22 protein-coding genes and 4 tRNA genes are annotated in these 23849 nt (G+C 43.7%); 18 read left to right on the top strand and 8 right to left on the bottom strand.

What is annotated here, in order from left to right; translation table 11 throughout:
* On the bottom strand, positions 1 to 885 hold the full coding sequence (locus MMA19_RS10085) for a LysR family transcriptional regulator (RefSeq protein WP_240206117.1): 885 nt from the start codon (positions 883 to 885) through the stop codon (positions 1 to 3).
* Between the two features lie 97 nt (positions 886 to 982).
* Here MMA19_RS10085 and MMA19_RS10080 point away from each other — a divergent pair, with 97 nt between their 5' ends.
* Positions 983 to 1399, top strand: coding sequence for a PACE efflux transporter (locus MMA19_RS10080; protein ID WP_006075119.1), 417 nt, complete (start codon positions 983 to 985; stop codon positions 1397 to 1399).
* Positions 1400 to 1460: 61 nt separating this feature from the next.
* Here the strand turns inward: MMA19_RS10080 and MMA19_RS10075 are convergent, their stop codons facing one another.
* On the bottom strand, positions 1461 to 1694 hold the full coding sequence (locus MMA19_RS10075) for a TIGR02647 family protein (RefSeq protein ID WP_006075120.1): 234 nt from the start codon (positions 1692 to 1694) through the stop codon (positions 1461 to 1463).
* A 269-nt stretch (positions 1695 to 1963) separates the two neighbouring features.
* Here MMA19_RS10075 and MMA19_RS10070 point away from each other — a divergent pair, with 269 nt between their 5' ends.
* Both MMA19_RS10070 and focA read left to right on the top strand, forming a co-directional pair.
* Positions 1964 to 3148, top strand: coding sequence for a hypothetical protein (locus MMA19_RS10070; RefSeq protein ID WP_240206116.1), 1185 nt, complete (start codon positions 1964 to 1966; stop codon positions 3146 to 3148).
* A 289-nt stretch (positions 3149 to 3437) separates the two neighbouring features.
* On the top strand, positions 3438 to 4280 hold the full coding sequence (gene focA, locus MMA19_RS10065; protein ID WP_240206115.1) for a formate transporter FocA: 843 nt from the start codon (positions 3438 to 3440) through the stop codon (positions 4278 to 4280).
* Positions 4281 to 4341: 61 nt separating this feature from the next.
* Here the strand turns inward: focA and MMA19_RS10060 are convergent, their stop codons facing one another.
* Both MMA19_RS10060 and MMA19_RS10055 read right to left on the bottom strand, forming a co-directional pair.
* Positions 4342 to 4488 (bottom strand): hypothetical protein, encoded by a 147-nt coding sequence (locus tag MMA19_RS10060; protein ID WP_006075124.1) that lies wholly within the window; start codon positions 4486 to 4488, stop codon positions 4342 to 4344.
* Between the two features lie 255 nt (positions 4489 to 4743).
* Positions 4744 to 5538: an ABC transporter permease gene (locus MMA19_RS10055; protein WP_124939945.1), complete on the bottom strand. Its 795-nt coding sequence runs from the start codon at positions 5536 to 5538 to the stop codon at positions 4744 to 4746.
* Positions 5539 to 5965: 427 nt separating this feature from the next.
* On the opposite strand from MMA19_RS10055, the gene torE reads away from it, so the two are divergent.
* The 4 genes from torE (at position 5966) to MMA19_RS10035 (ending at position 11714) form a co-directional block, all read left to right on the top strand.
* Positions 5966 to 6142 carry a trimethylamine N-oxide reductase system protein TorE gene (gene torE / locus MMA19_RS10050; protein WP_006075126.1) on the top strand — a complete coding sequence of 59 codons (177 nt, stop codon included), beginning with the start codon at positions 5966 to 5968 and terminating at the stop codon, positions 6140 to 6142.
* A gap of 44 nt (positions 6143 to 6186) precedes the next feature.
* On the top strand, positions 6187 to 7368 hold the full coding sequence (gene torC / locus MMA19_RS10045; RefSeq protein ID WP_006075127.1) for a pentaheme c-type cytochrome TorC: 1182 nt from the start codon (positions 6187 to 6189) through the stop codon (positions 7366 to 7368).
* 23 nt (positions 7369 to 7391) lie between these two features.
* On the top strand, positions 7392 to 9854 hold the full coding sequence (torA, locus tag MMA19_RS10040; RefSeq protein WP_171391654.1) for a trimethylamine-N-oxide reductase TorA: 2463 nt from the start codon (positions 7392 to 7394) through the stop codon (positions 9852 to 9854).
* Between the two features lie 117 nt (positions 9855 to 9971).
* Complete coding sequence (locus MMA19_RS10035) at positions 9972 to 11714, top strand: alpha-galactosidase (RefSeq protein ID WP_240206114.1); 1743 nt, start codon at positions 9972 to 9974, stop codon at positions 11712 to 11714.
* Between the two features lie 13 nt (positions 11715 to 11727).
* Here MMA19_RS10035 and MMA19_RS10030 read toward each other — a convergent pair whose 3' ends face one another.
* On the bottom strand, positions 11728 to 12969 hold the full coding sequence (locus MMA19_RS10030; protein WP_240206113.1) for a putative manganese transporter: 1242 nt from the start codon (positions 12967 to 12969) through the stop codon (positions 11728 to 11730).
* A 208-nt stretch (positions 12970 to 13177) separates the two neighbouring features.
* On the opposite strand from MMA19_RS10030, the gene MMA19_RS10025 reads away from it, so the two are divergent.
* From MMA19_RS10025 to MMA19_RS10015, 3 genes are all read left to right on the top strand, one after another.
* Positions 13178 to 14083 carry a manganese-dependent inorganic pyrophosphatase gene (locus MMA19_RS10025; RefSeq protein WP_006075131.1) on the top strand — a complete coding sequence of 302 codons (906 nt, stop codon included), beginning with the start codon at positions 13178 to 13180 and terminating at the stop codon, positions 14081 to 14083.
* Positions 14084 to 14166: 83 nt separating this feature from the next.
* Positions 14167 to 14559, top strand: coding sequence for a DUF2750 domain-containing protein (locus MMA19_RS10020; protein WP_006075132.1), 393 nt, complete (start codon positions 14167 to 14169; stop codon positions 14557 to 14559).
* Positions 14560 to 14672: 113 nt separating this feature from the next.
* A complete protein-coding gene (locus MMA19_RS10015; protein ID WP_240206112.1) occupies positions 14673 to 15206 on the top strand; it encodes a phosphatase PAP2 family protein in 534 nt (177 codons plus the stop codon).
* Between the two features lie 83 nt (positions 15207 to 15289).
* Here the strand turns inward: MMA19_RS10015 and MMA19_RS10010 are convergent, their stop codons facing one another.
* Positions 15290 to 15607 carry an HI1450 family dsDNA-mimic protein gene (locus MMA19_RS10010; RefSeq protein WP_006075134.1) on the bottom strand — a complete coding sequence of 106 codons (318 nt, stop codon included), beginning with the start codon at positions 15605 to 15607 and terminating at the stop codon, positions 15290 to 15292.
* Between the two features lie 3 nt (positions 15608 to 15610).
* Positions 15611 to 16177 carry an elongation factor P-like protein YeiP gene (gene yeiP / locus MMA19_RS10005; protein WP_006075135.1) on the bottom strand — a complete coding sequence of 189 codons (567 nt, stop codon included), beginning with the start codon at positions 16175 to 16177 and terminating at the stop codon, positions 15611 to 15613.
* A gap of 160 nt (positions 16178 to 16337) precedes the next feature.
* Between yeiP and MMA19_RS10000 the strand changes: the two genes are divergently transcribed.
* Positions 16338 to 17105: a nucleotidyltransferase domain-containing protein gene (locus MMA19_RS10000; RefSeq protein ID WP_240206111.1), complete on the top strand. Its 768-nt coding sequence runs from the start codon at positions 16338 to 16340 to the stop codon at positions 17103 to 17105.
* A gap of 8 nt (positions 17106 to 17113) precedes the next feature.
* Here the strand turns inward: MMA19_RS10000 and MMA19_RS09995 are convergent, their stop codons facing one another.
* Positions 17114 to 19492 (bottom strand): DNA polymerase II, encoded by a 2379-nt coding sequence (locus MMA19_RS09995; protein ID WP_240206110.1) that lies wholly within the window; start codon positions 19490 to 19492, stop codon positions 17114 to 17116.
* A gap of 482 nt (positions 19493 to 19974) precedes the next feature.
* Here MMA19_RS09995 and uvrY point away from each other — a divergent pair, with 482 nt between their 5' ends.
* From uvrY to MMA19_RS09960, 7 genes are all read left to right on the top strand, one after another.
* A complete protein-coding gene (gene uvrY / locus MMA19_RS09990) occupies positions 19975 to 20619 on the top strand; it encodes a UvrY/SirA/GacA family response regulator transcription factor (protein ID WP_006075673.1) in 645 nt (214 codons plus the stop codon).
* Positions 20619 to 22454 carry an excinuclease ABC subunit UvrC gene (gene uvrC / locus MMA19_RS09985; RefSeq protein ID WP_124939940.1) on the top strand — a complete coding sequence of 612 codons (1836 nt, stop codon included), beginning with the start codon at positions 20619 to 20621 and terminating at the stop codon, positions 22452 to 22454. The genes uvrY and uvrC overlap by 1 nt, the downstream gene beginning before the upstream one ends.
* A gap of 48 nt (positions 22455 to 22502) precedes the next feature.
* Positions 22503 to 23057, top strand: coding sequence for a CDP-diacylglycerol--glycerol-3-phosphate 3-phosphatidyltransferase (pgsA, locus tag MMA19_RS09980; RefSeq protein WP_038225942.1), 555 nt, complete (start codon positions 22503 to 22505; stop codon positions 23055 to 23057).
* 339 nt (positions 23058 to 23396) lie between these two features.
* Positions 23397 to 23470: transfer RNA gene (locus MMA19_RS09975), tRNA-Cys, on the top strand.
* Positions 23471 to 23488: 18 nt separating this feature from the next.
* Positions 23489 to 23564, top strand: a tRNA-Gly gene (locus MMA19_RS09970).
* Between the two features lie 62 nt (positions 23565 to 23626).
* A tRNA-Leu gene (locus MMA19_RS09965) sits at positions 23627 to 23713 on the top strand.
* Between the two features lie 26 nt (positions 23714 to 23739).
* Positions 23740 to 23815, top strand: a tRNA-Gly gene (locus MMA19_RS09960).
* Positions 23816 to 23849 lie beyond the last annotated feature (34 nt).

Raw genomic sequence — 23849 nt, 5'->3', positions numbered from 1 at the left:
TTATACATCCTCGAAACGGTGTCGAAGTAATTCTCGCAGTCGCTTATGACCGGCATCTTTACTCTTACTTGAGTGTTGGATTAGATCGATGTTGGTGATTGCGGATATCTTTTCAAATTCTATCGGAACCTGCACTAACTTACCTTGAGCAAGCGCTTCTTTTGCCATATAAGAAGGAGCATAGGTCCACCCAAATCCTGCAAGGCACCATTCTATAATCATAGCGTAGCTATCAGAGTACCAAACATCAGGACTAAGCACTTGATGAAAGCTACTCTTTTGAGAACTTCTCGAGCTGACGACAAGCTGTCGGTGCAAACTCAACATTTCAAGGTGGGGAGTGATAGTTTTAGCGAGCGGGTGCTCTGAAGACACAAAAATGTCGAACTCGAAATCCCCAACATGTTCAAAGTCTAATGAGAAGGGGATAACGTGCTCGCCATAGACTAAACCTGAGGTTGCTCTGCCTGATTGAACCATTTCTATAATATCAACACTGGAGGCAAGCAAACATTCCAATTGTAGAGAGGGGAACTCTTCCGAGAGTGTTTTGAGTATTGGAGTGATTCTTTCCAGTGGAATACCTTCATCTACTGCTAAAACGATAGGTTGTATCTCGCCATGTCCTAGTGTGTCGACTAAATCCGCAAGTCGCTGGTGTTGGGTAATTGCTGCGCGAGCATAGGGAAGTAGTTTATTACCAGCATCGGTAAGAACTGGATAACGACCGCTTCGGTCAAAAACATCAACACCACAATCGATCTCAAGATTCATGATGTTCTGACTAACAGCAGATTGGACCTTGCCAAGCTTTCGTGCTGCAGCGGAAAAAGAACCGGTTTCAACCGTAGTAATAAATGCTTCTAATTGTTCGATACTGAACATATCAGGTTTCCTGATGTTATCTCGTTTCCGTCTTTCTAAAGCATAACGGATAATTACTTTATTGGTAAACGATGTTTCATATTTACAAGGTAACTTCATGAATAATAAAGAAAGAATGTTTCATGCCGTTCTGTTTGAGGCGTTAGCATTAGCTATCATAATTCCTATTGCATCTATAGCTACAAGTAGTAAATCAATGGAACTAATGGTTGTAGGTGTCGGTATGAGCTTATTCACCGTAGTATGGAACTATCTCTATAATGTATTGTTTGATAGATATATTCCTGGTGAGAGGAGCAAGCGTTCCTTGCTTTTGCGTATCGGTCATGCAGTAGGATTTGAAGCAGGGTTGATTGTCATGACCATACCGGCCATAGCATGGTTCTTGCAGGTTTCACTACTGACAGCCTTGATTATTGAGGCTGGTTTCCTAGTGTTCTTTTTCTTTTATACGACGGGATTTAACTGGGTGTATGACAGATGGCAACCCTATCGTCGACTTTTTGTAGCCTAAAAGGTAGGAGTATATTGCAGCGGCAATGAGGTGCCGCTGCTAGAGACATTTCACGTTAGCGCTAAGACGTTAAGACACGAAGAACTCTATCTGCGTGTTCTGCCACTTCAATTCCCTCATCCGTTAGGTAGCCACCGTCAGGTAGGGTACATAGTCCTTTGTCAAATAATCTTTGGACTGCTTCTTGCATCTCTTTACTTGCATCGTGATGGACCTTGATGCCTGTTGCCGCACTGCTTAAGTCAAATTGCAATAACAGGTTCATTTCAGAAAGATGCGTTGGAGTGAATTTCATAGATTTGCCTCTTGGTTGAGATTCTCCACTCAACATAGTGGGGATTGAATGAGTTGACAATCACACAGTTAATAAAGTGTTAGCTTGCGCCGCCTTCTAAAGGAAAACGGTAAATTTTTGTTATTAAGTGGATGAAATATAATCACTTAGGGCTCTATGTGATGTATTTTAGTGAGTAATTTGAATATAGTTCGTAGGTTATGGCCTGTCGATTCGATAGGACGATTTTTCTTGGTTCATATGATGAAACCAGGTTATTAGGAGAGTAGATGTCTACACGCAATTTGGCTGTTGTATTAATGTGTGTTTTGGGCCTTGCATCGTGTGCGAGTACCCCAACGGCTAATGAGTCCCATGCCAATTTGACGCCGGAAGAGGTTCGTCAAACAAGAAGTAGGGTATTTAGCGAGATTTCAGGCACCTATGCCGTATGGTCGAATAAATTGGAAGGTGCGGATGCACTTCGAATTTATGCGCCAGAAAACTACCGCGATATGATGTCATCTTGGAAAAGTGCGCATGATTTATTCATAGAAATGCGTAAAGACCCGACGCAAATCGATGCGAAGCATTCCGTCTTTTCTAGTGAGACGTATGCGGTTGGTTTCCGAGATCGCATTAATTCTGTGGAGTATAATTATAAGGCAATTCAAGGACTCAAAAAGCAAGCGGATGTCTTGCTCGCACCTGCGATGAGTCAAATGGCCTACCTTAATAAAATAGAAGCAGGCAAGTATTTCAGACATGCGATGAACAATTTAAATCGTGATTATCAGCGCTTGTTTGAGTATCTAGTCGTATCTGAAACTGAGCATGCTGAAAGCTATCAAGAGACATTCCTCAATAACGCTGTGGCACTTGAAGTTCGCGTTATTGATGCCATGTACGTCAAGCCATTGGAACAGCGACTGTCAGATCTAAGTCGGTTAAAATACAATACATTGGCACCAGTGAGCTATGGCTATGTAGAGCAGGGGACCGCTGAATTGGCGAAGTATGTTGCCAAGTCACCACGAAGTTTTTCCGAGATAGAACATCAAGTCGATCAGATCAACTTTCAGTTCCGACGTCTCGAGGCGGTTGTCGCTGAAGTAAACAAGTTGATTAATATCGAGAAATCTCAATTTGAACCTATGGTGCTAGAGGCTGAATCACGTTTGCACAAGATATCTTCGGTGGCGAAGGGTAACGATTATCGAGATCAATCTCTTACAGCACAGTCTGAACGTATTGCTCATGATGTTGAGCAATTGAGGAAGGCGGATCGTTCTGAAGCGCTACAGAAAGAAAATCAACTACTGAAACAGCAAATAGCCCTGTTACAAGAGCAAAATACCGAAGGACATTCAGAGGATACTCAAGTAGCACTAGACCGAGCCGAGCAGAATCAAGCAGACATAGAAGCTTTGAAGAAATTGGTGTCCGCACTTCAAGAGAAATCAGACAAATCTTAATGACTTGTTTTAAAGTCTCGCATCTTTTAAACCAACGCCGCTTCATGCGGCGTTTTTTTATCAGTTATCTTTATTACCGATATTCAAGTTCAACATTTTCAATAGTGAAATATAAACACTTATTTTTGAAAATCGACGAGTGATCCTTGTCACATAAACCTTAATGCGGATTCATTTTCCACCTGTCAAGAAAAACGCGATTAAAGTGATAAATAGATCTTGCTTTATCTATTGATTGGAGCGATTATCCGCGCCCAGTTGACATGTAACCAAATATGTATAGAGCAAAATGGAAATGAATCAGTTTGATGCCTTACTGCCACCACAAATGGCAGAACGTGCGGCCGAGGCCGGTGTAGGTAAAGCAACAAAAGACCCAATGAAGTCTTTTCTTTTGGCGATTACTGCAGGTCTGCACATAGGTATCGCATTTATATTTTATACAACCATTACAACAGGTGCTGGTGAGCTCCCTTGGGGTATCACTCGCTTTCTTGGTGGACTGGCGTTCAGTTTAGGTTTAGTACTGGTCATTATCACTGGTGGAGAACTCTTTACCAGTTCGGTACTGACGTTAGTTGCTCGTGCCAGTGGCAAGATTACATGGCGCTCACTGTTCAAGAACTGGTTCGTTGTTTATTTTGGCAATATGCTAGGGGCGCTACTTCTTGTTGGAATCATGCTTACAGCAAAACAATATATGTTTGATGCAGGGCAGGTGGGACTGAACACCATGCATATCGCTCAGCACAAACTGCATCATGGTTTCTGGCAAGCGGTTGCACTTGGTATTATGTGTAACGTACTGGTGTGCGTAGCTGTCTGGATGACATTCAGTGGTAGAACCTTAACTGACAAAATCATTGTGATGGTTTTGCCAGTGGCGATGTTTGTCTCTGCGGGCTTTGAGCACTGTATTGCGAACTTATTTCAAGTACCAATGGCGATCGGTATTAAGAACTTTGCGTCACCAGAGTTTTGGCAAATGATTGGCGCAAATCCTTCCGACTTTGCAGATTTGAATGTTGCTACGTTTGTCGTCAACAATTTGATTCCGGTAACACTGGGCAACATTATCGGCGGTGGTGTTTTCGTCGGTATGCTTTACTGGTTGATCTACCTAAGAGATTAAATAACGGACTCATTGTAGAAAAGCGCCTTTTGGCGCTTTTTTTGTGTCGGTCTAAATGGCTTTAAGATATAACTACTCTTTTGGTACTGCTGCCTTCCATAAAAAAGGGAATGTCAGCCATTATGTCCTTAAGCTCTTCAGGTTCGTGAATGAGCCAGTTTTTAGCCTCGTTATCTATACCGTCTTCAAAATCCATGTTATTCGGCATGGGTTCCTTCCTCTCTCGATAATACGAACTGCGTTAAGCCACTGCCCGTGTGTGTTTCTATATAGGAGTGACTGTTTAGAACACAAAATAACCAGAAGGTATGACAATAAGATGAAGAAATCTTATCTAGTATGATCAGCACACCATATGTAGTAGTGATAACCAATAATTATACTAAACTCAATAGCTTGGTTATCCACATAAGCTGTGGATAACTTGGTTTAAATTTGGTGAGTAACAATGAAAGTTGAAGATCTATTGAGGATCAATAAATCGAATTTTCGGCTTGCCGGCTTCGTTGAAACTTCGGCGTACTACTAAGTTAAGACTGATGGTTATTGAGATCGTCATCATTACAAAAATCGCAATCATAATGACAAGCTGATATTTGATCGCTATCAGCGGGCTAGCGCCGCCTAAAATTTGACCAGTCATCATGCCAGGGAGAGAGACTAACCCGGTTGTCGCCATAGTCGCTAAAATAGGAGCTAAGGACTTCTGGAGTGCGACCTTAATAAAAGGCAGGGTCGCTAGAGGAATCGGTGCTCCTAACGCGATAGAGGCTTCATATTCGCTCCATCGGTTTTCTAGAGAGCCAAAAAAGTTTTGTAACGCGACGATATTGCCACTTAGGCTGTTTCCTAACAGCATACCCGCCAAAGGAATGACGTATTGAGCACTGTAAAATGGTTCTGGTTGGATGATGGCAATGCACAGTAATCCGACAATAGGAAATAGACCGACTACTAGACCAATGCTGACGAAGCCCATTAATGGATATTTTGGCAGTTTTGCTTTATTAACGATAGCGTTTGAGCCTACCACTATCATCACCGCTAACCAGATAAGATTGATGACTAAGCTATTTAAATAAAACAAGTATTCAAGGTAGAGACCGACTAATGCCAGTTGTACAGTCATTCTCACCAAACCGACAATGGCATCGCGTCCAATGTTGATTTTGTAGTAGCTATTGATAGAAAACGGGATCAGCAGAGTGAGTGAAAACAAGAGTATTTGCCACCAACTTATATCGACGACTTGCTGCATATTGACCCTATTTAGTGGTGTTCGAGAGACTAAATTCTACCGCAAACTGAATGCTTAACCACCTATTTTTAAACGAGATATAGATACATTTCTTTAACAAATATGTGGGTTAAATCTAAAAATCTCACGCCAGAAACTGAATTTTCGAGCTTACTCTAAAGGGTTAAAGTTGCAAATTTGTAAGGTGCTTTACATACTTATAACGATATTATTTTTTCATAACTGTTAACAAAATTACACATCGATTTTTAATTAAATACATCTCTGGATGAACTCAAAAAACGGTTGATTAATAAGGTATGAATGGTCGGAATTGATTGAACCACACGGTTAGTATGGTTTAGCATTTTCCAATAGAGATATTAAATAATTGAGTTGCAAACTAGTGCAATTCGCAAACTATACACGATACAAAATAGGCAAATGTATGAGTGATGTTAACAAAGTTGAGAGTGCTGAAAAGCATGGTATGGAGTGGAAATCATTTTTCTTCATCTGCGCCGTCTTCTTCCCTCTTTTGAGTGTAGCCATCGTAGGTGGTTACGGATTTATCGTTTGGATGCTTCAAATCTTCGTATTTGGTCCTCCTGGTGTACACGGCTAATTCCATAGCCCTTTATTCATTTACGATATTCAAGAGAGTTAGTCATGAAATCCTTTTTAATCAAACTTTGGCGTACTATCAGTCGCCCTGCAGTTCACATCAGCTTGGGTGTGTTGACTGCTGGTGGTTTTATCGCAGGTGTTATTTTCTGGGGTGGTTTTAACACTGCGCTAGAAGCAACAAACACAGAAGAATTCTGTATTAGTTGTCACACGATGCGTGACAACGTATACGTAGAGCTACAAGAAACCGTTCACTGGAAAAACCACTCAGGTGTTCGTGCTACTTGTCCAGACTGTCACGTTCCTCATAACTGGACGGACAAAATTGCACGTAAGATGCAGGCTTCTAAAGAAGTATTCGCGCAAGTATTTGGCGATCTAGATACACCAGAGAAATTCGAAGCGCGTCGTTTCGAACTCGCTCGTCACGAGTGGGATCGTTTCTCTGCCAACAAATCTTTAGAATGTAAAAACTGTCACAACTATGAGTCAATGGACTTTGAGCAAATGTCTCCAACCGCTCGTATCCAAATGAAATCAGCGGCTGAACGTGACCAAAGCTGCGTTGACTGTCACAAAGGTATTGCGCACAACTTGCCTAAAGATATGGCTAAAGCAAGCGGTATTGTGGGTGACCTAGAGCAAGTTGCAAATAGCACGTCTTACTCTAAAGGCGGTGAAGTGGTGTCCATTCGTCACCTACCTCTTTATACAGACGAAACGGGTACAACTGAAGCAGGTCTACTAAGCCCTGCAAGTAAAGTTGAAATCCTGGATGTGAAAGGTGACATGATTAAAGTTGAAATTGACGGCTGGCGTAAAGCGAAAGGCTTCGGTCGCGTTATTCAAGAAGACTTTGGTAAGAACATTTCTACCGCGATTCTAACTCGTGAAGTATCTCAGAGCAGTGACGTTCATGTCGGTGAGAAGAAAGAAGATGAGTTGACGGGTCTTCCTTGGGAGAAAGTTGCCGTGGATCTTTGGATGAAACAAGGTTCTATGGTGTCTGACTTCAATCCAATTTGGGATGCAGCTGGTGAAGCGTATCAAACCAACTGTTCTACATGTCACACACAACCGGATGTTGCGCACTTCAGTGCCAACGGTTGGGTAGGTATGCTAGACGGTATGATCGCATTCGTGAACTTCGACACAGATACAGAAGCGCTTGTTCTTAAGTATCTACAGAAGCACTCTTCAGATTATTCTGAAGGTCACCACTAATAGACGTCAATTGGAGTAATAAAATGGCAATTACAAGAAGAAGCTTCCTTAAAGGCGCAGCTGGCTCAAGTGCAGCAGCACTAATTGGACCAAGTTTGCTGGCTTCGGCGTCTGCAAGTGCAGCGGAAACTGATGGTACTTGGAAGACATCTGGTTCTCACTGGGGCGCGTTTCGCGCCCGTGTATGGGGCGGAAAAGTTCAAGAAATTAAACCTTTAGAACTCGATAAGTACCCAACTGACATGCTTAACGGCATTAAAGGTATTATTTACAGCCCATCACGTGTGCGTTACCCAATGGTTCGCCTTGATTGGTTGAAGAAGCATAAATATGCTGCCGAAACTCGTGGTAACAACCGTTTTGTACGTGTGACGTGGGATGAGGCACTTGACCTGTTCTACCGTGAACTAGAACGTGTACAGAAAGATTACGGTCCATGGGCACTGCACACAGGTCAAACAGGTTGGCGTCAAACAGGTCAGTTCCACAGCTGTACTAACCACATGATGCGTGCCATGGGCCTGCACGGCTATTCTGTTAAGAAAGTAGGTGACTACTCAACTGGTGCGGGCCAGACAATCCTACCTTACGTGCTTGGCTCTACAGAAGTTTACGCACAGGGTACGTCCTGGGAACTGATCCTTGAGAATAGTGACAACATTATTCTTTGGGCTAACGATCCAGTGAAAAACCTACAGGTAGGTTGGACTTGTGAAACCCATGAGTCGTTTGCTTACCTAGAACAGCTTAAAGAAAAAGTAGCGAAGAAAGAGATCAATGTTATTTCTGTTGACCCAGTTAAAAACAAGACTCAACGCTACCTAGAAAACGAACACCTATATGTGAACCCGCAAACAGACGTGGCGTTCATGTTAGGTATGGCTCACACTCTTTATAACGAAGACTTGTATGATAAAAAGTTCATCGATACGTATTGCCTAGGTTTCGAAGACTTCATCAAGTACGTTCAGGGTGAGACCAAAGACAAGGTTGAGAAAACTCCAGAGTGGGCTGCAGAAATCTGTGGTGTTCCAGCGGACAAGATTCGTGAGTTTGCACGTATGCTGGTTCAAGGCCGCACTCAAATCCTATTCGGTTGGTGTGTACAACGCCAAGAACATGGTGAGCAACCATACTGGATGGGTGCCGTACTTGCCTCAATGATTGGTCAAATTGGTCTGCCAGGCGGCGGAGTATCATATGGTCACCACTACTCAGGTATTGGAGTACCATCAACAGGCTTCGCAGCACCGGGTTCATTCCCATTGAATATCGACCAAGGTCAAAAGCCTAAGTACACCAACCAAGACTTCAACGGTTACAGCCGAGTTATTCCTGTAGCGCGTTGGGTAGATAGTCTTGTGGAGCCGGGTAAGAAGATCAATTCAAATGGTTCTGTTGTGACGCTACCAGATCTTAAGATGATGGTGTTTAGTGGTAACAACCCTTGGCATCACCACCAAGATCGCAACCGCATGAAGAAAGCGTTCCGTAACCTTCACACTGTGGTCGCTGTTGATTTTGCTTGGACAGCAACGTGTCGTTTCTCTGATATCGTATTACCTGCTTGTACTCAGTGGGAACGTAACGATATTGATGGTTATGGTGCATACTCTGGCCGTGGCCTAATCGCGATGCATAAGCTGGTCGACCCGCTATTCCAATCGAAGACAGACTTCGAGATCATGACTGAGCTTACTCGTCGTTGGGGTCGTTCAGACGATTACACTCGTGGTATGTCTGAAATGGAATGGGTTAAGTCGCTTTATAACAACTGTAAAGAAGCGAACAAAGGCAAGTTTGAATTACCAGAGTTTGAAGAGTTCTGGGAAAAAGGCTTCCTTGACTTCGGCACTGGTAAACCTTGGGTTCGCCACGCTGACTTCCGTGAAGATCCAGAAATCAACGCACTGGGTACGCCTTCAGGCTTTATCGAAATCACTAGCCGTACTATCGGCAACATGGGTTACGAATATTGCCAAGAGCACCCAATGTGGTTTGAAAAATCTGAGCGTTCACATGGCGGTCCTGGTTCTGACAAGCACCCGTACTGGCTACAATCGTGCCACCCGGACAAGCGTCTTCACTCACAAATGTGTGAATCTGAAGAATTCCGCGCGACTTATGCTGTACAGGGGCGTGAGCCAATCTACATCAACCCTCAAGATGCAAAAGCAAAAGGCATTAAAGACGGTGATTTGGTTCGCGTATTCAATGACCGTGGTCAGCTTCTAGCGGGTGCTGTGGTTACTGATAGCTATGCACCTGGTGTGGTTCGTATTGAAGAGGGGGCTTGGTATGGTCCTCTAAACGAAAAAATCGGTGCGATCGATACCTATGGTGATCCAAATACGCTAACTCAAGATATTCCTTCTTCTGAGCTGGCACAGGCGACATCTGCAAATACTTGTCTTGTAAACTTCGAGAAGTTCACAGGCAAAGTGCCGCCAGTGACGTCGTTCGGTGGACCGATCGAAGTAGCTTAATTGCAATTGGTCTCCCATAGTTTTAACTAGTACACAAAACCCATCCATTAGGATGGGTTTTTTTTTACCTAACAATATACTTATTGAGCAACTTCCTAATTTATGGTCGAGGGTTCAATGACCGAATATATCCCTGTATCTCAAGAGCTTGATGCATTGGCTATCAATCCTGAAATTAAGGTAACCAAACAAGGCAAAGAGCTGCATTTTGAAAATGTTAGTCTTCATTTCTCTCCTTTGTCGTCCCGTACCGCATTAGTGCAGTTTGAAAATCAGATCGAATCTGGAGCGTACGTTCTTGGTGATGGTTTCCAAATGCTGTGCCAAACCGCAGGAAAACTTGATGGATTTATTGATATAGGCCGCTGCCCAGATAACAACAGTAGTTATCGTATATATCCTGAAGATGCTCCGCGCCGTTTCTACAATTATCTGGTTGTTGAGCAGTCTACTGGCTTTCACCTATATGGTTTTACCTCATGCCATCGCTTCGCCGGTTATTTTGAACTGCAACATACTGGTCATGGCGTAGACATTGTGGCCTTGATTGATGGTGAAGAAAGCTCTCCGCAGCATTGGGAAAACAATCAATTGGAATCGCTAACGGTCTTGCATGGCGATAGCCTAGAGTCGGTCTACAACGAATACGCTAACCTCATTTCAAATCATCATCCCACCAGAATTGGCGTCTCAGGTGACAGTCCCATCGGTTGGTGTTCTTGGTACGCATACTATGCCGATGTAACTAAGCAAAACGTGCTTGAAAACGTCGAAATCATGGCTGATAAGATGTTTGACTTGGAGTGGGTGCTGCTTGATGACGGTTACCAATCTTTTATGGGAGACTGGTTAACACCGTCGGAAAAATTTGAAGGTGGCGTAAAATCACTGATCAACAATATTCGTGAAAAAGGAAAAAAACCGGCCATATGGATGGCACCATTTATCGCTCAAGCGGAATCGGAAGTATTTAAAAATCACCCTGAATGGTTTCTAAAGCATGACAATGGTGAACTGCTTAAGGCGGAGGATATTACTTATGGCGGTTGGCGCTGTACGCCATGGTACATCCTTGATGCGTCACATCCAGAAGTTCAAGAGCACTTAACTCGTGTTGTCAAAACCATGAGAGAAGAGTGGGGTGTGGAGCTGTTCAAGCTGGATGCCAACTACTGGGGAACCTTAAAAGGTCAACGTTACCAGAAAGGTGTCACTGGTGTTGAAGCTTATCGCCTAGGTATGGCAGCAATAAACGAAGGTGCTGGCGACGCCTTAGTTCTGGGTTGCAACGCACCAATGTGGCCTTCACTTGGGTTGGTTGATGCAATGCGTGTTTCTGATGACGTAGAACGCGATCCACATCGATTTGAGCAAATTGCTAAGGAGACGTTCTATCGCAGTTGGCAACATCAGAGGTTGTGGTTAATTGATCCAGATTGTGCCACGTTTACTTCACTACCTAATCAGGGCACCGATAGAGCCAGTTACGAATTCCATCGTAATGTTCTGCTGGCGAGTGGTGGATTGTTGTTGTCGGGAGATCCATTACCAGAACTGACGCCATTTGCTGAAGAAACACTGGCGCGGTTGGTGTCACGCCAGCGACACTCGACCAATGCGTCAACATTTACATCACTGTCGATGAATCACGCAACGTTGAAGCTGTCAGAGGATCGCAGAGTGCATTGTTTGTTCCACTATGACGATGATGTAACGGAGTACACCCTAACCGCTGAGTTACCTTGTGACTGGTTCGATTACTGGACGGGAGAGAAACTCAATAAAGAACCGGTTCAGATCCAAATTATTCCGGTTAATCGAGGACTCGACAGTCGTGCAATCGTATCGGTCATCACTTAACCAGTTGACAGAATTATAGTTCAAACAACCAGTAATACCCGTAACCCACGACGATTGCGGGTATTGCCGAGTAAAATGTAGCGGCTAACGCAGCTTTAGGAGCGAGTGCGATAGCAGGAAACAAAGCATCCCCATCGTTAGAGATAGCATTCGAAACTTGCGCGGACATTGGCATCGCACCAGTAATATAAAGACTAGTTACCAAAATTTGCGGTCCGCAACCCGGTAGTAGACCAACCAGCATTCCTACAAGAGGCATATAAACGCCATAACCAGATAATGCAGATCCTAAATCGATATGTGCAAAGTGGACACTTAGCTCAAAAAACAAAAACGCCACTATGACCCAAGCACTTACAAAATGAGTGTCTTGTGCTGCCTTTTGCATTGGGTGTGATGACGCGATTTTAGCGTCTTCCGCGACCGTGCTTTGATAGTCGTTGATTTCTTTGGTGAAGGCCCACAAAAACATCATTACCACGGCTAAGACCGCACCAGTCCACTCAATACTGTTCGCTGGCAAACCAAGTACTTGGTTTATGTCGACCTGAAATGACATGGTAAAGGCAATTATCAAAGCGGGCACAATAATCCACTTCCAGAATAGGCCTTGTAGATTGATCGCTGCTCTTTGAACCCCCGTTGATTCGTGTGTGGTTTCACATGTGCAATCGGTATTATATGTGTTATTTACTTGTGAGACGCGTTTTGCCGAAGGATTAGCGGGTTTAGGGCGCAGGAAATCGGCGGCGTGTATTTTGTTTACAATTAACCCTGAGATCATCCCGACAACGACACCCATCGCGACAAGGCCTAATCCCGCGCTAGGTTTACTCGCTAGGATCAAGAATGCGGCATCACCCATTGTTGCCGTTAATACCGCAACGACGGAACCGAAGCCAACTCGACCGGAAACAAACTGCGTCGTGACAATTATGGCGCCACCACAGCCGGGCAGAGCCCCTAACAACGAAGAAAAGACAACTTGATGTGTTGGTGAGTGGTGGTAAAGCTCGACGAGTCGGTTTTGACTAGATATCAGTTGAGATATTTGATGATAAACGACTAAGGTAAATACGACATAGCAGGAGACGGCCCAGAAAGCATCGGAAAGCGCATTCATCGTGACTTCTCTAGTAACGCTAGAGGCGAGTAGGGCAGCCATAGCAATAGGTAGTATGAGACGCTTATACTTTGGTGTGAACTGGTCGATAGTTAATCCATTCACGATAGCGAGGTTTTTTACCTGTTGCATACATTTTACCGATATCAAATGAGAATTGTTATCATTATACATGGGTGAGAATAATTCTCAATGTCATTAATGTGGTTTTCTACGCGAAGAAATAGAACGAATCTGACATCAACCGATGACAAATTTAGAAATTCAGGTAAAGTAACGACCTTTGTGAGATGTAAAGCAGGCGCATGAGCCTGATGATCAGAATTAGTTAGGAAGCAAAATGATTTTAGTTGTCGGTCATAAAAACCCAGATAGTGATAGCATTTGTGGTGCACTCGTTGCAACAGAACTTCTAAAAGCTCGTGGTCTTGAAGCACAGCCAGTTCGCCAAGGTGAAATTAACCGTGAAACTCAACATATCCTTGCCACAGCAGGTGTTGATCAACCAGAACTTCGCACTAGCGTTGCTGGTGAAAAAGTATGGTTAGTTGATTACACCGATCTGGCTCAAGCACCAGATGATATCAACGAAGCTGAAATTCTAGGTATTGTTGACCACCACCGTTTAGGTGACGTCATGACCGTTAACCCTCTTGAAGCTTGGATTTGGCCTGTAGGTTGTACATGTACTATCTTGTTCAATCTATTCAAGATGGAAAACGCTGAGATTACTCGTCCTCTCGCTATCCTAATGATGTCTGCAATTTTGTCTGACACTGTAGGCTTCGCTTCACCAACGTGTACTCAAAAAGATAAAGATGCAGTAGCGGAACTAGCAGAGATCGCTGGTGTTGAAGATCTTGATGCATTTATCAAAGATCTTCTGATTGCAAAAACAAACATCGAAGGCTTGTCTGCTGCTGAGCTAGTAGAAAAAGACCTTAAAGCATACCCATTCAATGGTCGTGATGTGGTTGTTGGCCAAGTTGAACTTGCGACACTTGAGCAAGTAGATGGCATGATTGACGCGCTTGAAGCAGACTTAACTCGTCGTTGTGAAGAACAAGGCCTAGCGTTTGCTGCGGTAATGCTAACGGATATCACAACAGCACAAACTCGCCTAATCTACAAAGGCGAGTGGGCTGAGAAGCTGGTTAAGCACGAAGAAAACGGCATGCTTATGATGGAGAATACACTAAGCCGTAAGAAGCAAGGTTGGCCTTGGCTTCAGAACGAGCTGGTGTAATTATTCACTAAGTTTGAAAAAAGCCCTAGTATCTAAGGTACTGGGGTTTTTTAATTTTCGAATCTACATAAAGGTGTTCAGTGATGGCATTAGAGCAACAGCAAATCGATGAAATCTCCAGCTATGACGAAGAGAAACGGCTGAAGTACAGTGTGAAGACTATGGTTCAAGAACGTCAGATTTGGATTCTGACCGATGAACATGGTTGTGTCATGTTAAATACGGAAGATGAAGATTGTGTTCCAGTTTGGCCGCACCAAGAGTTAGCTGAGCAATGGGCTACAGGAGAGTGGGATCACTGCAAAGCTGAAGCTATCTCTCTAAATAAATGGCATAGCCGCTGGACCTATGGTTTGGAAGATGACGAATTGGCTGTGGTTGTGTTCCCAAATCAAAATGAAGAAGGGGTTATTTTATTCCCTGATGAGTTTGATTTCGAGCTAAAGAAGCAGGCGACTAAGCTTTCCAGAAAATAAGCTTTCCAGAAAGCAACTGAGTATTGAAATAGTAAATAGACATTGCATGAAGTATTCATTTTCCTGAAGTTCAGGTAGACTCTTTGCCAGTTTTCTTACGGTAAGTTTCTGTCATGCAACGTTTCTTTCTATTAATCTTGAGCGTACTTATTAGCTCGCTGGCGTCTGCCTCTAATAAGGATAACTGGGATTTATTCAGCGATATTGGCGCCTATGGATTGGTTGGTTTAGCGGCGGGGTTACCAGCCTACCAAGAAGATTGGGAAGGTGTTTGGCAGGCAGGTTTGAGTATTGGCTCTGCCTCGGCTATCGGTTTGGTAGGAAAACATACGATCGATGCACCGAGACCGGACGGTAGCGATAACAAAAGCTTTCCATCAAACCATACGGCAAATGCATTTGCTTCTGCAACTACCTTACACATAAGGCATGGGTGGCAGGTCGGCTTACCCGCATATGGAGTCGCAACTTTAGTAGGCGTTGGCCGTGTACAAGCGGACAAACACTATTGGCGCGATGTTGCTGCGGGTGCGGCTATCGGTGTCTTTACTGGCTGGATGTTTACCGACAAGTTGGACCCAAATGTTCAACTGTTGCCGTGGGCTTCATCTCAGGGTGCCGGTATTTCTATGACCTATGTTTGGTAGTGATTTATGTCAGTACTCAATACTTAGCGTAAAACAAAAAGCTCAGCGTTTGCTGAGCTTTTTTAATGGATGGAAACCAACGATTAATCGCGCTTCCAAAGGATATGACAGAACTTATTCTCTGGATCACGGCTTACCAATAAGCGCGCGAACACATCATCAAGAACATCGTCTTCTTCGTTTACCAACCCAATACGCACTTCTGCGTAGGTTTCATCAACGTCGAATCCTACCTGTTCAGCCCAATCCAAACCTGTTTCTACAACCTCAGCAGCCCCACGGTCGTCGAACTGTGCGGTGAAAAGAATGACATCTGCAGGTTCAAGATTATCAGGGGCCATCTCTAGGAAGATGTCGTAGGCCGCTTCGATAACGTCATCGTATGAAATCAGTTCTGACATAACTTATGCTCTGTTCATGTATTTACGTTCTGCAGTGTTGATCACTACACGGTCACCTGTTGCGATGTACTCAGGTACTTGTACGGTTAGACCTGTTGACAGACGAGCTGGTTTTGTACGAGCAGATGCTGATGCGCCCTTGATTGACGGGTCAGTTTCTTCGATAACGAGCTCGACAGATGAAGGGAGTTCAAGACCCACAGCACTGCCGTTTACTAGAATAACTTGTACACCTTGAGTGTCTTCATTGATGAACAGTAGATCGTCTTCAATTTCGTTATGTTTGAATGTGAACTGGCTGTAATCTTCGTTATCCATAAAGATATACTCATCACCATCAACGTAAGAGAACGTCACGTTACGCTTGTTCATTTCAACGGTTTCTAGAGTATCATCAGACTTGAAACGCTCATCAACTCTTGAGCCTGTTGCCAAATCAGTACAACGCAATTTATAGATCTTTGCACCGCCACGACCGCCTGGAGTCGTTACTTCGATATCTTTGATTAGCAACGTTTTGCCATTTGACTCAATCGCAAAACCTTTTTTTAGCTCACTTGCCTTAGGCATGGGAATATTTCCTTCGTTTTTTGTTTAGACAGACAATTATACGTCCGAAGTCGGGCTTTGCTCAAGAAACATGTGATGCTGGCCATGATTCATTTGAGCATTGAATCTCGACATTTCGAAACGTAGAATAGATCTATCCGCAGTACTCTAAATCGATATCGTGCATACTCCGAATTCACTTTCATCGCTGGTAGCTCAACCTCAATATGTTGATGTCGTCCAGGACCTATTAGCTTGTTTGAAAGCTGGGCTTAAAGACAATCTCCACAGCGTTTATATCTATGGTTCCGTGGCGCAGGGGCGAGCCATCTCTAGCATATCCAATCTGGATGTTGTTGTGGTTACTCATCAATCATTCAGTGACAGTCGAACGTCTCTTTTCAACAGTATTAATTGGCGCTTTCAAAAAGAGTTTCCCTTTGTACGAGGTATCTCGATACGTACTGCGCTCGTAAAGCAAGTGGTATCACTTGATGCATTGTTTACGTGGGGTTTCTTACTTAAGCAGTGCTGTATTAATGTGTATGGTGAAAATTTGGCCGAGTGTTTTGGCGAGTATATTCCTAGCTGGGAAATTTCTAAGCAGTGGAATATGGATATTGCAGAGAGCTCTATCAATCTGCGTAGCGAAATTGCGCAAGCAACAACAAAAGACCACATGCTAATGGCGCAGCGCCAGATGGCGAAGAAACTCTTACGTGCTGCTTATGGACTTGTTCTACATAAACACAAGAAGTGGATAGATGAACCCAAGGAGTGTGGTTTGCAATTCTTAAACTATTTTCCGGAGCGCCAGCAAACTGTTGAACGTCTTGGGATCTTGTTAGGTAATCGAGTCATTCCCAAACGTTCAGTGGTGGGTATCTTGGATGAATTTGGCACATGGATTGCTAATGAGTACAAGAAAACAGAATTCAAAATTGGCTAACTTTACTATTAGAAGAGCCCCATTTGAGGCGCACTCAAATCATCAAAGCTTTGACCAATAAAAGGTAATATAGCCTCAGCAATCGGCCGCAGTTGCTTATCAATGTAGTGTTGATAATCAATGGGTGAACGCTGATACTCAACCGGCTCGGGTCCATTTAAAGTAATGACATACTCTATTCTTCCCTTGTTTTGGTATTGCAATGGTCGTCCCAATTGTTGGTTGATGTCGTCTGCCATGCGAGCCGCTCGTACTTGAGGGGGAATATTCTTTTGATACTCATGCAGCTTTCTGCGCAGGCGCTTTTGATAGACTAATTGGTCATCAAACTCACCTCGTGAAGTGCTTTCCACAAATGAACGGACATAGTCAGATGGATCTTGGTTTTTGAACACCATCATATAGAGTTTTTGCTGAAACTGTTGCGCCAGTGCAGTCCAGTCGGTTCTGGCACTTTCCAATCCTTTGAAGATCAGTCGTTCCTTGTCACCATCTCCAATTAACCCTGCATAACGCTTTTTAGATCCGGTTTCGGAACCTCTTATTGTTGGCATTAGAAACTTCTGATAGTGGGTTTCATACTCCAATTCCAAAATGGACGTTAAGTTGTACTCGTTCTTGAGATGATCGGCCCACCACGTATTCAGATAGTCGATAAGTTGGTTGCCAATATTATCCGCACTTTGAGCATCGAACTTACCATTCAATGAAACAAAGGTTGAATCGGTGTCACCATAAATAACTTGATATCCTTTTTCTTCAATCAAGCGTTTCGATGTTTTCATTATCTCATGGCCACGCATGGTAATTGAGGAGGCTAGACGAGTATCGAAAAATCGACAGCCTGATGAGCCCAAAACACCATAAAACGAGTTCATAATGATCTTGATGGCTTGAGAAAATGCTTTTTCATTGTTGGCTTTTGCGACATCGCGCGCTTTCCATAATTCTTCGATTAAATTTGGAAGAAAATGCTGCGTCCGATGGAATTGACCTCCTCTAAATCCTGCTACAGCTTGGTCGTCATTTTTACCAATTTCCAATTTCAAGCCTTCAATCAGTCCCATAGGATCGATCAAGAAGGAGCGAATAATGGATGGATAAAGGCTTTTAAAATCGAGCACAAGTACTGAATCATACAACCCTGGGATGGAGTCCATGACGTAACCGCCTGGACTTGCTACCCAGTTCTCAGGGTGCAAATTAGGTGCCGCGTAATGAGAGCGATGTAGACGAGGGAGATAAAGATTAGTGAAAGCTGCTACCGACCCGCCTACTCGGTCAAGCTCAACGCCTGTTAATTTGGTACGTTCAATGGCGAATTCTAGCAAGTGGGTGTGTGCAAAGATGCGGTTAACCAACACACAGTCTTGTAGGTTATACTTAGCGAGTGATGGCTTGTCTTGGCGGAACATGGTGTTAATTTCTGCCATTCGGTCATGCACGTTATGAATCGCTTTTCCTTCGCCTAACAGTTCTTGAGAAACCGACTCTAGAGACCAAGAGCGGAAACCGTAAGTGGCGGTTTTTAAGGTATCAATACCGTCTAACACCACACGTCCCGGAATAGTGATAAAGCTTTGCTGACTAGAAGGTAAGGTACGAAAGTATATATTCTGATCGCCTCGACCCAAACTGAGCTTCACATGGTTCAATTCTGCTCGTTTATTAAGTAACTTAAAATCAAAATCAATGACACTCCACCCTACGATGACATCGGGGTCGAACGTTTTAAACCAGTCATTTAACGCTACAAGTAAGGCTTTTTCATCGTTGACCCATTGAACTTGGGTCGCGCACGCCTGCGCTTCACCTACCATAATAACGCGACTATCCCTCGCGCTATCAAGGCCAATGGAATACAACTGGCCTTTCTCAGAGCACTCTATATCCAGAGAAACTACTTTTAATTCAGGCGTGTAGTCGTAGGCTTTGCACTTGGCATTAGTGATTCGAATGTACTGGTTGCAAGTGTTGGCATTGATCACTTCACAGTTACCAGTGACCGCTAAACTGCCTTGGATAAAACGCTCCATTAGAAAGCGATCTGCTAACTTAATATCTGCTTCAAGAACCAGAATGTCATTATTCAACAAGAGTTCGTGAAGCTTGCGCGCACCGGAAATTGATTGGCTGTAGACCGCGAAGAGGTCTTCACCCTCAAAACTTTTTAGTTCTACAGGCTTGAGGGCAATAGGAAGTCGAGCATCAGATGCTAAGTCATCGACCAGTTCTGCAAAATGTCGTGGCACGAAGAAAACTGGTTTCTGACCCTCAATTAGAATTTGGACGGGCCCATTCACAGTGGAAATCCACAACTCAATCTGTGGTCCTTGACGCGTGTCTCTTGATTGTCGGGTTAATAGAAACCCTTTATGGATGTCCAACTCAGTTTTTTCCTACCGGCATAATGGCTTTGCGTAAATTTTAAGCAAAATATCATTGGTTGATAATCACATGTAAGGAAGTAGTGTAACAAAGGCTTACCAACCGCGAAAATCTATGAATATGCGCTAAACTTTAGTAACGAACAGTATAAATTAGAATAGTGATTTATATCGAGTTTTTGTGATTTTTTGGCATATGATGTGTACTGGGTTTCATAGGTGAACATTGGGAAATAATCGTAGTAAAACGAGGAGTTACGTTTAAGCACTAGGATGAGTGACTAATTTGTAACCTAATGATTTTAAAGTTTTTATGATTGACGACGCTTCATCTTCATCGTAATGTGTTTGCCAAAGTTTGCGCTTGTGCACGATTTGTACGAGAGCAATTTAGTTTCAAATGAGGTAAGATAGCTAGCCATGCTGCTATCCACTAACCTCAAGTGGTCGCAGAGCCAATAGACAAGTGTGGAGATACAAGTTTGATTAATGTTTTCCTTGTAGATGATCACGAACTGGTTCGCACAGGGATACGACGTATTATCGAAGACGTCCGTGGAATGAATGTAGCAGGAGAAGCTGACAGTGGTGAAGAAGCCGTAAAATGGTGTCGTAGCAACCATGTTGACGTCATTTTAATGGACATGAATATGCCTGGTATTGGCGGTTTAGAAGCAACAAAGAAAATTCTACGCCACAATCCAGACATTAAGATCATCGTGTTAACTGTACATACGGAAAATCCGTTTCCGACGAAAGTAATGCAAGCGGGTGCCGCCGGGTACCTAACCAAAGGTGCAGCGCCTGATGAAATGGTCAACGCTATTCGACTCGTCAATAGTGGTCAGAGATACATTTCTCCTGAAATTGCTCAGCAAATGGCACTTAGCCAATTTTCATCAGCGTCTGAAAACCCGTTTAAAGACCTTTCTGAACGTGAACTTCAAATCATGATGATGATCACCAAAGGACAGAAGGTAACAGATATTTCAGAGCAACTGAGCTTGAGCCCGAAAACAGTTAATAGCTACCGATACAGACTTTTTAGTAAGCTGGATATCAATGGTGATGTTGAACTGACTCATTTAGCTATTCGACATGGAATGTTAGATACTGAGACATTGTAGTGTCGGAACACATTTTTGATTCAACATCATTTCTAAAGACTGTAACAAACCAACCCGGCGTCTACCGAATGTACGACGCCGAGTCGGTCGTTATTTATGTCGGTAAAGCCAAAGACCTCAAAAAACGCCTTACTAGCTATTTTCGCAAACGAGTCGATAGCGAAAAGACACGTGCCTTAGTCAGCAATATTGCGAAAATCGATGTAACTGTTACTCATACAGAAACCGAAGCACTGATCCTTGAGCACAATTATATTAAGCAGTACTTGCCCAAATATAATGTACTGCTGAGAGACGATAAGTCTTATCCCTATATTTTCTTATCTGGACACAAACATCCACGGCTCTCGATGCATCGAGGGGCACGTCGTAAGAAAGGGGAGTATTTCGGTCCTTACCCTGACTCTGGCGCTGTTAGGCAAACTCTTCACCTTCTTCAAAAGATCTTTCCGGTTCGTCAGTGTGAAGACTCGGTCTATGCTAACCGTAGCCGTCCATGCCTAATGTATCAAATCGGCCGTTGTGCTGGCCCGTGTGTCAGCAGCATTATCTCCGATGAAGAATATGCAGAATTGGTGGGATTGCTACGTCTCTTCCTGCAAGGCAAAGACAGTAACGTATTGCAAATGCTGGTGGAGAAAATGGATGAGGCAAGCCGTAATCTAAAATTCGAAGATGCGGCTAAATATCGTGACCAGATACAAGCGATTAGACGGGTTCAAGAGCAGCAGTTCGTCTCCGAAGACAGCGATGATGACATGGATGTGCTTGGTTTTGCTCAAGAGAAAGGTGTCGCTTGTGTCCATATTCTAATGATTCGCCAAGGCAAAGTACTCGGTAGCCGCAGTCATTTCCCTAAAATCCCAAGTAACACCGACCGAAAAGAAGTGTTTTATAGTTTCTTAAGCCAATACTATCTGAATCAAACAGAATCTAGAACCATCCCTACGCGAATCATCCTCAATGATGACCTTGTGGAGGATATCAGTACGTTAGGTGAAGCGCTGTCTGAAATTGCTGGAAGGAAAGTTATTTTCCACGTCAACCCGATGGGATCTCGTGGTCGTTACCTTAAACTATCAAACACCAACGCATTAACGGCAATTACCACCAAAATCAATCATAAGATGACAATCAACCAGCGCTTCAAAGCCCTTCAAGAAGAACTTGAGTTGGAGAGCATAACTCGCATGGAGTGCTTCGATATCAGTCATACGATGGGTGAAAGTACGATTGCATCTTGCGTGGTGTTTAATCAAGAAGGGCCGTTAAAGCAAGAGTATCGTCGCTACAACATTACTGGTATTACTGGCGGTGACGATTACGCTGCTATGGGACAGGTGCTTGAACGTCGCTACTCTAAGCAAATCGACGTAGACAAAATTCCTGATATTATTTTTATCGATGGTGGTAAAGGGCAACTCAACCGTGCGGTTGAAATCGTTTCTCAGTATTGGGGAGAGTGGCCTAAGCATCCATTACTAATTGGTATCGCTAAAGGGGTGACTCGTAAACCGGGATTAGAAACGTTAATTACCCCTGAGGGGCGTGAGTTTAACTTACCAAGTGACGCTCCCGCACTTCATCTAATTCAGCATATTCGAGACGAGAGTCATGATCATGCGATAGCAGGCCATCGAGCCAAACGTGCTAAAACAAGACGTACCAGTCCGTTAGAAGGGATTGAAGGAATCGGTCCTAAGCGTCGTCAAGCCTTGCTGAAGTACATGGGTGGTTTGCAAGAACTTAAGCGAGCCAGTGTAGAAGAAATCGCCAAAGTACCCGGAATTAGCAAATCTTTGGCAGAAAACATCTATCAAGCATTGAAACACTAGAGAAAATCCCGCAACATAAAGGCGCAGTAGAAAAGAGCCGATAATAATATGCGTTTAAACATACCTAACATTCTGTCTTTGTTGAGATTATTTCTCATCCCCGTATTCATTGTAGTTTTTTATCTCCCATACAGCTGGGCGCCGTTTGCTGCCGCAATGGTGTTTTGGGTGGCCGGTTTTACCGACTGGTTAGATGGGATGTTAGCAAGGAAGCTGGGTCAAACCTCTCGATTTGGCGCTTTCATCGACCCTGTCGCTGACAAAGTGTTAGTTGCTACTGCGTTGATTCTAATTACTGAACACTACCACAGCATTTGGGTAACTATTCCTGCTGTTACCATGATTGCACGTGAGATTATCATTTCTGCTTTGAGAGAGTGGATGGCTGAAATCGGCAAGCGCGCCAGTGTTGCTGTTTCATGGGTAGGCAAAGTTAAGACGCTGACACAGATGTTTGCTCTATGGGTACTTATCTGGCGCTATGACGATTGGATGGTATGGCTAGGCTTCGGTGCACTTTATGTTGCAACGGTATTAACCTACTGGTCAATGTTCCAATATCTAGCTGCTGCTAAAGATGATTTATTGAATGCAGATGATTAGAGATAATGAATAATAGAAGGCGAGCGATGAGCTCGCCTTTTTTGTCACTATTGAATGCTTTAATACTCGAAGAGAGGCACTTCGGTAAGTGATATCAGAGTTCTTAGGTTTTGTAGATATAAATACAACAACAAAGCAAAACAAGTTTTCTAGTGCTAAATGTGCATGTTTTTGCTAGAAAATTGAGCAAATTAGCGCTTTTTGGATGTTTCTTAGACAAACGATTCAAAATATAAAAAAACGTGTTGACTCATTTCTCTGATTGCGTAAAATGCCTCCCGTACTCAAGAGGAACTGCTTAAAGCAAAGCGATTAAGTTAGAGTCCAGAGTGACAAGAAGGCGCCTTGGCAGAGTGGCTATGCAGCGGATTGCAAATCCGTGGACCTCGGTTCGACTCCGGGAGGCGCCTCCATTCTCTCTTAGAGAATATGCGACACTAGCTCAGTTGGTAGAGCGCAACCTTGCCAAGGTTGAGGTCACGAGTTCGAACCTCGTGTGTCGCTCCAAGTTTTAAAGATATGGCGAAAGCGGTATCTAGATGGTGTCTCCATCACAATGAATTTTGTGTGCCCTGGTGGTGGAATTGGTAGACACAAGGGATTTAAAATCCCTCGGCGTTCGCGCTGTGCCGGTTCAAGTCCGGCCCGGGGCACCATCTCAAATTAGTCTGAAAAGACAAATGCGACACTAGCTCAGTTGGTAGAGCGCAACCTTGCCAAGGTTGAGGTCACGAGTTCGAACCTCGTGTGTCGCTCCAAACAAGAAAGCCCAGCAACTATGCTGGGCTTTTT

The organism is Vibrio sp. CyArs1 (assembly GCF_022432925.1).
In the GTDB taxonomy this organism is placed as follows: domain Bacteria; phylum Pseudomonadota; class Gammaproteobacteria; order Enterobacterales; family Vibrionaceae; genus Vibrio; species Vibrio mediterranei.
The sequence above is the reverse complement of the archived record's forward strand: the minus strand, read 5'-3'. Positions and strand labels throughout refer to the sequence as shown.